Origin of the sequence: Pseudorhodoferax soli, assembly GCF_003337555.1 — a bacterium.
Taxonomy (GTDB): domain Bacteria; phylum Pseudomonadota; class Gammaproteobacteria; order Burkholderiales; family Burkholderiaceae_C; genus Pseudorhodoferax; species Pseudorhodoferax soli.
This window is the reverse complement of record NZ_QPJK01000006.1, coordinates 520,477-533,702: the sequence shown is the minus strand read 5'-3', so window position 1 is coordinate 533,702 and position 13,226 is coordinate 520,477. Positions and strand designations below refer to the sequence as shown.

Genomic DNA, 13,226 nt, shown 5'->3' with positions numbered 1-13,226 from the left:
ATGGCCACCACCTACACCCCCGACTACTACGACGCGCTGATTCGCCGCTACTTCGACGCCTGCAATGCGGCCGACTACCAGGCGCTGATGGACTGCTTCACGCCCGATGCCGTGCACTACTTTCCGGCCGGCCTGCCCGAGGTGCCCTGGCGCACGGCCGACACCATCTCGAAGAAGTGGATCTGGTGCGTCGAGACGCTGGGCTCGCAATGGACCATCGAGCGCATCCTGATCAGCCATGACAAGCCTGAGGCCATGATCGAGTGGACGCACTGGAAGAACAAGAGCGGCACAGCGCTGCGCGGCGCCGAGTGGTATGACTTCGAGAACGGCAAGATCAAGGAGATCCGCGCCTACTACGCCTCGCCGGCCGACAAGGGCACCCCGATCAACGAACTGGTCGATTTCGACTACAAGGGCCGCGGCTACGCACTCAAAAGCGCGGGGAGCGCCAAGTGATCCGCCACGTCGTGCTGTTCAAGCGCAAGGCCGGAGCCGACAAGGACGCGCACCTTGAGGGCGCCTTGACCGAGCGCATGGCCGCGCTGGGCGCGCATATCCCGGAAATCCGCCACTGGCGCGTGGCCGCGAACGAACTCGTGCGGCCGATCAGCTGGGACTACGTGCTGGAGTCCGAGGTCGAGGATGCCCAGGCGCTCGACGCATATCTGTTGCACCCGCTGCACCAGGCCCTCGTGGCTGATTTGAAGCCCTATTTCGACTGGGCAGCTGTCGACTACACGGTATAGCGCCCCAGGCGGCTGCCCCGCGCCCCTTTGCTGCGCGAAGAGGGGCGCACCCAGCGGACTGGCAAAGCCAGTTGCGCGAGTGCTCCAGCATGGCCTGCTCCGCGGCCGTCGGTCGCCTCAGCGCACGACGCAGTAACGACCTTCCCAACGCCATCGATCACGACATGCTCAAAACCACCCTCACTGGTGACATGCTCATCGGCGCCAGCGCGGTGCGCGGCAACGCCGGCACGCAGCGCGCCTTCAACCCGGCGACCAACGCCGAGATCGCTGAGCCCAGCTTCGGCATGGGCGACGCGGCCGACGTGGACCGCGCGGCCCAACTCGCTGACGTCGCCTTCGACACCTACCGCGCCATGCCGCTGGCCACGCGCGCAGCCTTCCTCGAAACCATCGCCGAGAACATCCTGGCGCTGGGCGACACGCTGATCGAGCGTGCGCATGCCGAGAGCGGCCTGCCCTTGGCCCGCTTGCAGGGCGAACGCGGCCGCACCGTGGGCCAGCTGCGGCTGTTTGCGAAGGTCGTGCGCGACGGCCATTTCCTGAAGGCCACGATCGACCCGGCCCAGCCCGAGCGCCAGCCCATGGCCCGCGCTGATCTGCGTCTGGCCAAGGTGCCCCTGGGCCCCGTGGCGGTTTTCGGCGCCAGCAATTTCCCCCTGGCCTTCTCGGTGGCCGGTGGCGACACGGCCGCAGCGCTGGCTGCCGGCGCGCCCGTCATCGTCAAGGCGCACGGCGCACACCTGGGCACGTCCGAACTGGTCGGTCGGGCCGTGCAGGCGGCCGTCAAGGCGCATGGCCTGCCCGAAGGCGTGTTCTCACTCCTGATCGGCGGCGGCCGGCAGCTCGGAGAGGCGCTGGTGGCCCACCCCGTCATCCAGGCCGTCGGCTTCACCGGCTCGCGCCAGGGCGGCCTGGCGCTGCAGAAGATCGCCAACGCGCGGCACCAGCCGATCCCGGTGTATGCCGAGATGAGCAGCATCAACCCCTTGTTCCTGCTGCCTGCCGCGCTGACCGCACGAGCCGAGACCATCGGCAAGGGCTTCGCCGCCTCGCTGACGCTGGGCGCGGGCCAGTTCTGCACCAACCCCGGCCTGGTACTGGCCTGCGACAGCCCCGGCCTCGCCGCCTTCCTGCAGGCCACGCGGGACGCGCTGGCCACGCATGCCGCGCAGACCATGCTGACACCCGGCATCCATGCGGCCTACCAGGCCGGCATGCAGCAGGTGGAAGCCATGGCCGGTGTGGAACGCGTCGCCAGTGGCGTGGACGCCGGCGCGCGCCCGAACGCTGCGCAGGCCGCGCTGTACATCACCGATGCCGAGCAATTCCTAGCCACGCCGGCGCTGAGCGACGAAATCTTCGGCCCGGCGGCGATCGTCATCCGCACGCGCGACGTGCAGCAGATGCTGCAGGTGGCCGAGCGCCTGGAAGGCCAGCTGACCGCCACGCTGCAACTCGACACCGAGGACCATGCCGACGCGCGCCGCCTGCTGCCGGTGCTGGAGCGCAAGGCCGGCCGCATCCTCGTGAACGGCTTTCCGACCGGCGTGGAGGTCTGCCATGCCATGGTGCATGGCGGCCCATCTCCTTCCACGGCGAACGCGATGTTCACCTCGGTCGGCGCCGAGTCCATCGAGCGCTTCCTGCGGCCCGTGTGCTACCAGGACCTCCCGGACACGTTGCTGCCTGAGGCGCTGCAGCAGGGCAATCCGCTCGGGCTGTGGCGCCTGGTCGATGGCGCGCTGCAGCAGCCCTGATGAGCACCGTCGACTGCGCCCCGGTCAGGCCTCGGAGACGCAGTGCGGCCCAGGTGGCGTCTTGGTATTGCCTGCGCTACGCGGACTCGCCGCTGCCGCAGGCACAGCCGGAGACGGTGCGCGCATTCGCCGATGGCAGGGATAAGCCACGCTGGGTTGGGCAACGCAAACGCGCCGATGGCGAGGCAGCGTGTGAATCACCTGACCCCCCGCCCCTGACCGGATCGCAACAGAACGCAGCCTAAGTCCAGGGACCCTTCCAGCGGTGATTGACAAAATGGAAGCGCTACCATTAACATCCGCAATATAGGAGTGTCGCTCTGGTAAGTACTTATGGAAGCGCTTCCGCTTGTTCGAGACCATCAAAAGGCACCCCGGCCCCATGTACCCGCCCTACCCCACCCTCGATGCCGCTGGTTTTCAAGGCCACCTGCGCCCCAACGGCCGCGTTGGCACGCGCAACCACATCGGCATCTTCGTTGTCGGCAACTGCGGCGCCACAGCAGCACGCATGGTGGCCGACCACTTCAGCGCCAAGCGCATCGCAGCTTTCTCGAATGTCGACAGCGTGCTCCCCTTCGTGCACGAGCTGGGCTGCGGCATGGAGATGACGGGCGAGCCCATGAACCTGTTGCGCCGCACGATCGCCGGCACCATCCGCAATCCCAACATCGCCGGTGCCGTGGTCATCGCGCTGGGCTGCGAGCGCAACAACATCCGTGGCTTCTTCGAGCAGGAAAAGCTGGAACTCGGCCCGCTGCTGCACATGGTGGTGTTGCAGGAGATCGGCGGTACGGCCAACGCCGTGGCGGCCGGCATTGCTGCGGTCGAAGCCATGCTGCCGCTGGCCAACCGGAGCGTGCGGCAGACCGTCCCGGCGGCGCACCTGGTGGTCGGCCTGCAATCGGCCGCCAGCGATGCGCAGGCCGCGCTGTCGGCCAACCCGGCCTTGGGCGCGGCGGTCGACCTGCTGGTGCAGGCCGGCGGCACGGCCATCCTGTCGGAGACCAGCGACCTGGCCACCATCGAGGCCCAGGCCCGCGCGCGCGCCGCCAGCACGGCCGTGGCCGAGCAGCTCGCGCAGCGCATCCACTGGTGGAAGCAGTACACAGCAGGCCGTGACACGCAGCTCACGCGACAGAAGCACAGCGACGCGCGCGGCCTGGCCAGCGCGGCCGAGAAGGCGAGATCCGCGTGGCAACGCGCCGGCAGCACGCCGCTGCAGGCGGTCTACGAATACGCGCATCCGGTCACGGCGCGCGGCCTGGTCGTGATGGACACGCCCGCCTACGCTGCGGTGTCGGCGACAGGCCAGGTGGCCGGTGGCGCCACGCTGCTGGCGCTGACCACAGGCACGGGCTCGGGCTTTGGCGCGGCCGGCGTGCCCACCGTCAAGCTGGCCAGCAACTCGGCAACCTTCGTGCGCATGCAGGACGACCTGGACATCGATTGTGGGCCCGTGCTGGACGGCAGCGCCAGCGTAGAGGAGATGGGCCGGGTGGTGTTCGAACGCTGGCTTGCGCACGCGTCCGGCCTGCCGACCAAAAGCGAAGAACTGGGCGTGGGCGAGAACGAGTTCGTGCCCTGGCCCATCGGCGTGTTCGCCTAAGAACCCAAGGCTCCTGAACGACCATGCAGTCCACCACCGCCAAGCCCGTCACCCCCGCGCTGGCCTCCACCATTGCGCCGACGCAAGCCATGCTGCGCAACCCCTTCATCCGCCTGGATGCCAAGGACAACGTCGTCGTCGCCCGCCTGGAGGTGCCCGCCGGCACGGCCGCTGCCGCCGAGGGCACCACGACGTTGCAGAAGGTGCCCGCAGGCCACAAGATGGCCACGCGTTTCATCGCCAAGGGCGAACCCGTGCTCAAGTACGCCACGGTGATCGGCTTCGCAGCGGAGGACGTTGAACCCGGCACCTGGATGCACAGCCACAACATCGCCTTCGGCGATCTGGTCAAGGACTATCGCCACGCCCAGGACTACGTCCCGACGGACCTGCTGCCGCCCGATCAACGCGCGCAGTTCATGGGCATCGTGCGCACCGACGGTCGCGTGGCCACGCGCAACTACGTGGGCGTGTTCATCGTGTCGCATAGCGGCGCCACCGTGGCGCGCCATATCGCCAAACACTTCGACGCCGAGGTGCTGGCCGCGTACCCCCATGTCGACGGTGTCGTGCCCTATATCCACGAGCAGGGCTCTGGCATGGAAAAAAGTGGCGAGCCCATGGACATGCTGCGCCGCACGCTGGGCGGCTACATCCGCCACCCGAACACGGCCGGCGCCCTGGTCATCGCGTTGGGCGAAGAGCACAACGAACTCGGCGCCTTCCTCGCCCACCAGCGGCTGGAACCTGGCCCAAGGCTGCGCACGCTGGTGATCCAGGAGGTGGGAGGAACCAGGAAGGCGATCGCCGCCGGCATCGCGCTGGTCGAGGCCATGCTGCCGCTGGCCGACACGGCGCGGCGCCGGAGCGTATCGGCCGAGCACATCATGGTGGGCATGCAGTGCGGTGGTTCGGACGGCTTCTCGGGCCTGTCGGCCAACCCGGCGCTGGGCGCGGCGATGGAGATCCTGATCCGCCACGGTGGCACGGCCATCCTGTCGGAGACCTCGGAGATCTACGGCGTGGAGCACACGCTGACGGCGCGCGCGCGTACGCCGGCCATCGGCCAAAAGCTGGTGGACCGCATCGACTGGTGGCTGGACTACAACAAGGGCCGCGACACGCAGATCAACGGCCAGGTCAGCCCAGGCAACAACGCCGGCGGCTTGGCCAATGTGCTGGAGAAGTCGCTGGGCGGCGCCAAGAAGGGCGGCAACGCGCCCCTCATGGAGGTCTACGAATACGCCGAGCCTGTCACGCAGCATGGCCTGGTGTTCATGGACACGCCGGGCTATGACCCGGTGTCGGCCACGGGCCAGATCGCCGGCGGCGCCAACCTTATCTGCTTCACCACCGGGCGTGGCTCGTGCTTCGGGTCGGTGCCGGCGCCGACCATCAAGCTGGCCAGCAACAGCCCGATGTACGCGCGCATGGCCGGCGACATGGACATCAACTGCGGCCCGGTGATCGACGGCGAGGCGAGCATCGCGGAAATGGGCCAGCGAATCTTCGAGCAGGTGCTGCGCCACGCCTCTGGCGAGGCGACCAAGAGCGAAGCGCTGGGCGTGGGGCTCAACGAATTCGTGCCCTGGCCGCTGGGCGTCGCCGACTGACCGCTGTGCCGCGTCCCAACCCGCGGGACGCCACCACCCGGGCCCTGGGATAACCCCAGGAAGTTGCCGCCAACGCCTCCTTCAAATGGAAGCGCTTTCATTCATCTTCAGGAGACCTTCATGCAAAAACGCCATTCGCTGCTCGCCGCCCTCGCCTGCCTTGCCCTGCCCTTTGCCGCACAGGCCCAGGCCGACTACCCGACCAGGCCTGTCAAGATCATCGTGCCCTTCCCAGCCGGCGGCACCAGCGACATCATGGGCCGCCTCATTGCGGAGGAACTGGGCAAGCAGCTCAAGCAGCCCTTCATCGTGGACAACAAGGGGGGAGCCGGTGGCGCCATTGGTTCGGACCAGGCCGCCAAGGCACCGGCTGATGGCTATACGCTGTTGCTGTCGGGCATCGGCAGCAATGCGGTGATCCATGGCTTCCAGTCGCCCAAGCCCAGCTACAAGGAAAGCGACTTCGTCCACATCTCGCAGCTGGCGGCCGGCCCCAACGTGTTGGTGGTCAACCCCGATTTCCCGGCGAAGAACTTCAAGGAGTTCATTGCCTACGCCAAGGCCAACCCGGGCAAGGTCAACTACGGCCAGGTGCCCGCCTCGTCGGGCCACCTGACGACCGAATACCTGAAGCAGGTGGCCGGCATCGACATCGTGGGCATTCCCTATCGCGGCGGCGGCCCGGCCATGACGGACGTGCTGGCCAACCAGATTCCCTTGATGTTCACCAACCAGGATGCCGCGCTGCCACACGTGAAAGCCGGCAAGATGCGCGCGCTGGCCGTGACCAGCGTCGAGCGCAACCCGCAGTACCCGGACGTGCCCACCGTGGCCGAGTCCGGATTCGCGGGCTTCAGCGCCGTGTCATGGACTGGGCTGTCCGCCCCCAAGGGCACGCCGCAGGCCATTGTCGACAAGCTGGAAGCGGCCATGGTCAAGGCCTTCAACGAGCCCGCGGCGCGGGCCAAGCTGGAAGGCAACGGCTTCGTCGTCGTTGCCTCCAAGTCCCTTGACTATACGAAGTTCGTCAACGACGAGAGTGCCCGCTGGGCCGAGGTGATCCGCAAGGGCGGGCTCAAGCCTGACTGATTCTTCTCCCTGCAACCCGAGGTCCACAACCATGGCACAAGCCGTCGAATCCAACATCGTGTCGTACGCCCAGATCGCGGACGGCGCCCGCACCGCCGCCGAGACCGGCGACCGCATCGAGTGGGTCAAGGTCTCGCTGATCTTCCTGCCGCTGGCCACGCCCGTCTCCGACGCCAAGGTGCTGACCGGCCGGCAGAAGCCGCTGACCGAGATCGCCTTCATCTTTGCCGAAATCAGCACGCGCGACGGCTTCCAGGGCATCGGCTTCGGCTACAGCAAGCGTGCCGGGGGCCTCGGCATGTATGCGCATGCCAAGGAGCTGGCGCCGAACCTGATCGGCGAAGATCCGAACGACATCTCGCGCATCTTCACCAAGCTGCTGTGGGCCGGCGCCAGCATGGGCCGCAGCGGCATGACCACGCAGGCCATCGCTCCGTTCGACATTGCCTTGTGGGGCCTGAAGGCAAGGCGCGCCCACCTGCCACTGGCCAAGCTGCTGGGTGCGCAGCGCGACTCCGTGCAGTGCTACAACACCTCGGGCGGCTACCTGCACACGCCGCTGGACCAGGTGCTCAGGAATGTGGCCATCTCGCGCGAGAGCGGCATCGGCGGCATCAAGCTCAAGGTAGGCCAGCCCGACCTAGCCATCGACATCGAACGCGTTGGCGCAGCGCGCAACCTGCTTGGCCACGATTTCCCGCTGATGGTCGACGCCAACCAGCAATGGGACCGGCAGAAGGCCACGCGCGCCTGCCGCGCCTTCGAAAACGTCGACCTGACCTGGATCGAGGAGCCGCTGGACGCCTACGACTTCGAAGGCCACGCCCAGCTGGCCGCGCGCTTCGACACCGCGATCGCCACCGGCGAGATGCTGACCAGCGCCGGCGAGCATGCGCAGCTGATCATGGCCGAAGGCAGCGACTTCATCCAGCCCGACGCGCCGCGCGTCGGCGGCATCACGCCGTTCCTGGAGATCATGGCGCTGGGCGCGTTCAAGGGCCGCAAGCTTGCGCCGCACTTCGCGATGGAGATCCACCTGCATCTCGCAGCCGCCTACCCGATCGAGCCTTGGCTGGAGCACTTCGAGTGGCTGGGCCCGATGTTCAATGAGCAGATGCAGCTCAAGGACGGCCGCATGCACGTGTCCGACCGGCCGGGCCTGGGCTACAGCTTGAGCGAGCAGGCCATCGCCTGGCGCGCGGACTTCGAAGAGTTCGGCAAGCATCCCTGAAAACGCTTCCATCGCGCGGCTATGATCCCGCGCGTGCCCCCTTCTCCCATCTCTTCTTCCAGCGTGCGCATGAGCGACGTGGCGCGCGCGGCCGGCGTCTCGCTGGTGACCGTCTCGCGCGTGGTCAACGAGCCGGAACGCGTGAAGCCCGACACGTTGCGTGCCGTGCGCTCCGCGATCGAGCAGCTCGGCTATGTGCCCAACCTGATGGCCGGCAGCTTGGCCAGCAAGCGCTCACGCATCGTCGCGGCCATCGTGCCGACGATCTCCAACCTGGTCTTCTCCGAGACCATCGAGGCGCTGACGCGCACGCTGGCTGATGGCGGCTACCAGCTGCTGCTGGGCCAGAGCGGCTACCGCGCCGGCGACGAAGCAGCCCTGGTCGACACCTTCCTTGGCCGACGCGTCGACGGCCTGGTGCTCACCGGTGAAGGCCAACCCCCTGCCCTGCGCGACAAGCTGCGCCGCGCCGGCCTGCCCGTGGTGCAGACCTGGGAGCTGGGTGGCGAGGCCATCGACATGCAGGTCGGCTTCTCCAACCACGATGCGGGCCGTGCGGCCGCTGAACATCTGATCGCGCGCGGCCACCGCGCGCTGGCCTTCATCGGCGCGCAGGAGGCGCGTTCGCAGCAGCGGTTGGCAGGCTTTCGCGCGGCGGCGGCTGAGCACGGCGTTTCCGACGTGCCGGCCGAACTGATCCGCCCGCCTGCCTTGATTGACGACGCCGGCCCTCGGCTGGCGCAGATCGTCGCGCAGCGGCCCGAGGTCACGGCAGTGTTCTGCAACAACGACCTGCTCGCAGCCGGTGTGCTGTTCGAATGCCGCCAGCACGGCTGGGATGTGCCGGGCCGCATGGCGGTATTGGGATTCGGTGATCTGGCCATCGCGCGCGCCGCCTCGCCGCGGCTGTCCACGGTGCAGATCCGCCGCGCCGAGATCGGCGAGCGCGCCGGGCAGATGCTGCTGGCGAGACTGTCCGGCGAGAACCAAGGCGCGCGCACGGTGGACATCGGCTTCGAGGTCATCGCCCGGGCCAGCACCTGAGCGCCGCCCAAGCCATTTAAGGCATTCCCGACGCCCGAGTGTTTTCACACTGAAAGCGATGTGAAGCTTCATCGGGCACAGATTTGGCCGCTCCGGCGCCCATGACATCGGCGGGGAAGGTCAGCTTGGCGGACTTTGCGATGCCAACCAACCACTGGAGCACGAACGCTCCTTCATCTCCGAGAACGATGCCAAGGCTGACGAAGCTCCCGGCAAGACTTGCTGATCGCATGCCCCTGACCACAGGTCTTTCCAAGCGCTTGGCCAGGCGCTGAAGCAGGTCTTGGTGAGCTCCGGGTTCTCCGATGCGGACGTCTTGCGCAGAGCGTTCATGCGGCAAGTCGGCATCACCCTCGCAGATCTCCGCAAGCGGTTCGCCGCCATCCCACAGTGATCAACGCCGGCCGGGGCTTTGGCAAGTAGTTGCTCTCGGATGGGCGTCGCCCCGCGGGCGCTGAGGTCGGTGTAGATCCGCTGTCGATGGGCAAGCCCCTAAGGGCAAGTCTCTGCAGTTGCATCGCCTGCAATATGCATCTGCAAATACATCAATTCCATTCAAGTCGGACCTCTTCGAAGATCGCGTTTCTCCAAGCGATCAGAAGAGAACACGATGACCGAAACCCTCACCCCACACCGCGACGTCCCGAGCGCCCCCGCTGCGCCATGGTCGCCAAAAACCATCGCAGCATGCGTCTCTTGCGTCGTGCGTTCGCGCCGGGCCACGCGCGCATTCAATGCCGCCCCTCTCCCTCGGGAAGCCGTGGAGGAGATCCTCGCCGAGGCTGCCTGCGCCCCCAGTGGCGCCAACATCCAGCCGTGGCGCGTGTATGTGGTCAGCGGCGAGGTGAAGGACGGTTTGACGCATGAGCTGGTCACCGCGTCACGCGCCGGCGTAGCGCCAGCACCGGCGCATTTCCCTGAGCCCTTGCCCGATCGGTTTCGCGACCGGCTGCAGGACTTCGGTGCCCGCTACTACGCATCGCTCGGCATCGAACGCTCCGACGCCGCGGCGCGCACGCGCCAGACCGAGCGCAACTACGCCTTCTTCGGCGCCCCTGTCGGCCTCATTTTCAGCATCGATCGTCGATTGAAGCCCCACAGCTGGATCGATCTCGGCCTGTTCGCGCAGACCGTGATGCTTGCGGCCAAGGCACGGGGGATTGACACCTGTCCTCAGGTGGCGTTCGCACAGTTCCACGATCAGATCGCGTCGTACCTGCAGATGCCTGAGGAGGACGTCACCGCCTTCGGCATGTCCATGGGATACGGCGATCCGCAGGCACCGGTGAACCAGGCAGTCATGCCACGGGCGCGCTTGCACGACTTCGCGCAGATCCTCGGTTTTGCCGGCTGAACTTCAGCGCGTCCCCCTCCATTTCCCTTCAAGGAGAACATCAATGCGCGCACCATGGCTTCGTGCCATCACGTTCACCGCCGCAACCGTCGGCATGCTGACGACCGCGGTCACACACGCGCACGGCGCCGGCGAGAAAGTCACCCCTGTGATGCGGCAGGAAATTGCGAACATTCCCGGAAAGTCGCTGGTTGCCTTGGTGGTCGACTACGCGCCCGGCGCCGGTTCGCCCTCCCATGTGCACGCGAAGTCCGCGTTCATCTACGGCTACGTGGTGTCGGGCGCCATCGAGTCCCAGGTGAATGAAGGCCCCAGGCAGGTCCTGCGTGCTGGAGATAGTTTCTATGAGCCTCCCGGCGCTCGGCACTCGGTCAGCCGGAATGCCAGCAAGACCCGGCCCGCAAAACTGCTGGCGGTGTTCGTCGTGGACAGCGGCGACACGGCACTCACCACCCCCATCCAATCACCGACCAGAGGATCACGACCATGAGCAAGCGCATCGACTACAACACGGTCGCCCCGGCTGGCGTCAAGGCGCTGGGCGGCGTGTATGGGTACATCACGACGAGCAGCCTGTCGCCTGTGCTCGTCGACCTGGTGTACCTGCGCGTTTCCCAGATCAACAACTGCGCCTACTGCCTGGACATGCACACGCGCGACCTGCTGAAGAAGGGCCAGCCCATCGAAAAGATCGCCCTGCTGCAAGCCTGGCGCGAGGCGGGCGCGCTCTTCGACGCGCAAGAGCGCGCTGCCCTGGTCTGGGCGGAATCGGTGACCCGCGTGGCAGAGACCGGCGTGCCCGACAGCGATTTCGCCGCCGCCCGCTCCGTGCTCGGCGAGCCCGAACTCGTGGACCTGACGATCGCGATCGGTCTGATGAACACCTACAACCGGATGGCGATCGCATTCCGCAACCCACCCCAGGCCCTGGCCGCCCTGTGATTCGGAACCATTGCAGCAGCGCGCACGCACAAGCGACACCCACCAGCACGAGGACCACGCCATGATGCCTTCAGCCATTCCTGAGTTCTACATACCCGACAGCCAGCTCGCGCGGGAGATGACCCAGTACATCCGCGACACCGAGAGCGACCTGCTCTTCCACCACTCCGTGCGCGTGTATTGCTGGGGCTACCTGACCGGGGCCCGCACGGGCTTGAGCTTCGATCCGGAGCTGCTCTACGCGGCGTCGATGTTCCACGACATCGGCCTCACCGCACGTTACCGCGACAGCCAGCTGCGTTTCGAAGTGGACGGTGCGAATGCCGCGCGGGAATTCCTCCGGAGCCACGGCGTGCGCGATGCCGACATCGAGACCGTCTGGAACGCCGTTGCGCTGCACACCACGCCGGGCATCCCGCAGTTCATGCGCCCGGAGATCGCGCTGGTCCAGGCCGGGGCAGGCATGGACGTGGCGGGCCGCGGCTACGACCAGTTTTCCGAGGCGCAGCGCGCGGCCGTGGTCGCCGCCTCTCCGCGGGAGGCAGACTTCGCGCAGGGCATCATCGACGCGTTCTACGAAGGCATGCAACACCGCCCGCTCAGCACGTTCGGCACCTTCAACGACGATGTCCTGGCTTTCAAAGACCCCGCCTTCCAGCGCGTGGACATGTGCAGCATCATCCTTGCTTCGGACTGGACGCGCCGCACCATCTGCCACGCCGCAGACGGCTGCCCGCACCACGACCACCCACACCCCCCGGCAAACGGCTAGGCCACCTGTTGCGCCACCCGCGCGATGCTCTCTTGCAGCCACACGTGCGCGGGGTCGTGGTCATTGCGGCTGTGCCAGACCGCGCGGAACGTGGACAGCGCGGTTGGATAGGGCGGCTCGCGCACCAGCAACTCGCCCGCACCTGCCAGGCTGCGCGCCAGCGAGGACGGCATGATGGACAACATGTCGGAGCCGTGCAGCAGCGCGGGGATCGCCAGGGAGTGCGGCACGGTTGTGCGGTAGCGCGGCGCCAGGCCGTCGGCCGACAAGGCCTCTTCCAGCGCATGGCGGTCGAACATCTCCGCCTGTCGTGCCAGGCCACGTTCCAGGATGAAACCATCGACCGCGCCCTCCTCCTGGCCGCCCACCGACACCGTCACCAAGGGGTACCGCGCCAGGTCGCGCAGCGCCAGCTTGCGGCGTGCAGCCGGGTGCCCCTTGCGCAGAACGATCAGCTCGCCCTGCGTCATCAAGATGCGCGTGCTCAGGCGCGACGGAACCTGGGCGAAGATGCCCACGGCGATGTCGATCTTGCCGACGTCGATCTGCTCGGCAAGATCGAGGCGCGTGGACGGCCGCACCACCAGGTCGATGCCGGGGGCCTCCACCGCCATGAGCCGGCTCAGCTCCGCCACCATCACCGCCGTCAGGTGGTCGTTGGCGGCCACCGCGAAGCGGCGTGTGGACTTGCCCGGGTCGAAGGGCTCCACCCCCAGCGTGGCCTCGATCCGGCGCAACGAGTTGCGCAGCCCGTCGGCCATTGCCGCTGACCGTGCCGTGGGCACCATGCCCTTGGCCGTACGGACGAAGAGCTCGTCGCCCACCACCTCGCGCAAGCGCGTGAGTGCGTGGCTGACCGCCGACTGGCTCAGGTTCAGTCGCTTGCCCGCACGCAGCAGGTTGCGGTCTTCATAGACCGCGTCGAACACCTTGATGAGGTTCAGGTCGATGCGTCCGATGCTCATGGTGCGCGGCTCCGATATTGCACGGCGTGCATTGTGCTCTTGCAAAACGGGCGATTCCGTTCATGGCGACGGATGACCATCATGGAGCCCTCAACCCC

The 13,226-nt window shown here is 67.2% G+C and carries 13 protein-coding genes; 12 read left to right on the top strand and 1 reads right to left on the bottom strand.

Annotated features, from left to right (window positions below; genetic code table 11):
- From DES41_RS22935 to DES41_RS22880, 12 genes are all read left to right on the top strand, one after another.
- On the top strand, positions 1–459 hold the full coding sequence (locus tag DES41_RS22935) for a nuclear transport factor 2 family protein (RefSeq protein WP_114469967.1): 459 nt from the start codon (positions 1–3) through the stop codon (positions 457–459).
- Positions 456–749, top strand: a complete 294-nt coding sequence (locus tag DES41_RS22930) for a Dabb family protein (RefSeq protein ID WP_114469966.1) — start codon at positions 456–458, stop codon at positions 747–749. The genes DES41_RS22935 and DES41_RS22930 overlap by 4 nt, the downstream gene beginning before the upstream one ends.
- A 164-nt stretch (positions 750–913) precedes the next feature.
- Positions 914–2,509, top strand: coding sequence for an aldehyde dehydrogenase (NADP(+)) (locus DES41_RS22925; protein ID WP_114470032.1), 1,596 nt, complete (start codon positions 914–916; stop codon positions 2,507–2,509).
- 382 nt (positions 2,510–2,891) lie between these two features.
- Positions 2,892–4,118 carry a UxaA family hydrolase gene (locus DES41_RS22920; protein WP_114469965.1) on the top strand — a complete coding sequence of 409 codons (1,227 nt, stop codon included), beginning with the start codon at positions 2,892–2,894 and terminating at the stop codon, positions 4,116–4,118.
- Positions 4,119–4,207: 89 nt separating this feature from the next.
- Positions 4,208–5,731 (top strand): UxaA family hydrolase, encoded by a 1,524-nt coding sequence (locus DES41_RS22915; protein WP_114470031.1) that lies wholly within the window; start codon positions 4,208–4,210, stop codon positions 5,729–5,731.
- A 120-nt stretch (positions 5,732–5,851) separates the two neighbouring features.
- The gene (locus tag DES41_RS22910; protein WP_114469964.1) at positions 5,852–6,820 is read left to right on the top strand and encodes a Bug family tripartite tricarboxylate transporter substrate binding protein; all 969 of its coding nucleotides are present in this window, start codon (positions 5,852–5,854) and stop codon (positions 6,818–6,820) included.
- 31 nt (positions 6,821–6,851) lie between these two features.
- Entirely contained in the window at positions 6,852–8,051 is a 1,200-nt protein-coding gene (locus DES41_RS22905) for an L-talarate/galactarate dehydratase (RefSeq protein WP_114469963.1), read from the top strand.
- 33 nt (positions 8,052–8,084) lie between these two features.
- Positions 8,085–9,095 carry a LacI family DNA-binding transcriptional regulator gene (locus DES41_RS22900; protein ID WP_170168261.1) on the top strand — a complete coding sequence of 337 codons (1,011 nt, stop codon included), beginning with the start codon at positions 8,085–8,087 and terminating at the stop codon, positions 9,093–9,095.
- A gap of 610 nt (positions 9,096–9,705) precedes the next feature.
- Positions 9,706–10,449, top strand: a complete 744-nt coding sequence (locus DES41_RS22895; RefSeq protein ID WP_114469961.1) for a nitroreductase — start codon at positions 9,706–9,708, stop codon at positions 10,447–10,449.
- A 94-nt stretch (positions 10,450–10,543) separates the two neighbouring features.
- Positions 10,544–10,939 (top strand): cupin domain-containing protein, encoded by a 396-nt coding sequence (locus tag DES41_RS22890; protein WP_114470030.1) that lies wholly within the window; start codon positions 10,544–10,546, stop codon positions 10,937–10,939.
- Complete coding sequence (locus DES41_RS22885) at positions 10,936–11,391, top strand: carboxymuconolactone decarboxylase family protein (protein ID WP_114469960.1); 456 nt, start codon at positions 10,936–10,938, stop codon at positions 11,389–11,391. Before DES41_RS22890 ends, DES41_RS22885 begins: the two co-directional genes overlap by 4 nt.
- A gap of 64 nt (positions 11,392–11,455) precedes the next feature.
- Positions 11,456–12,163, top strand: a complete 708-nt coding sequence (locus DES41_RS22880; protein ID WP_114470029.1) for an HD domain-containing protein — start codon at positions 11,456–11,458, stop codon at positions 12,161–12,163.
- On the opposite strand, the gene DES41_RS22875 is transcribed toward DES41_RS22880, so the two are convergent.
- Positions 12,160–13,128 carry a LysR family transcriptional regulator gene (locus DES41_RS22875; protein ID WP_114469959.1) on the bottom strand — a complete coding sequence of 323 codons (969 nt, stop codon included), beginning with the start codon at positions 13,126–13,128 and terminating at the stop codon, positions 12,160–12,162. The two genes, DES41_RS22880 and DES41_RS22875, sit on opposite strands and share 4 nt — an antisense overlap.
- Between the last annotated feature and the right edge of the window lie 98 nt (positions 13,129–13,226).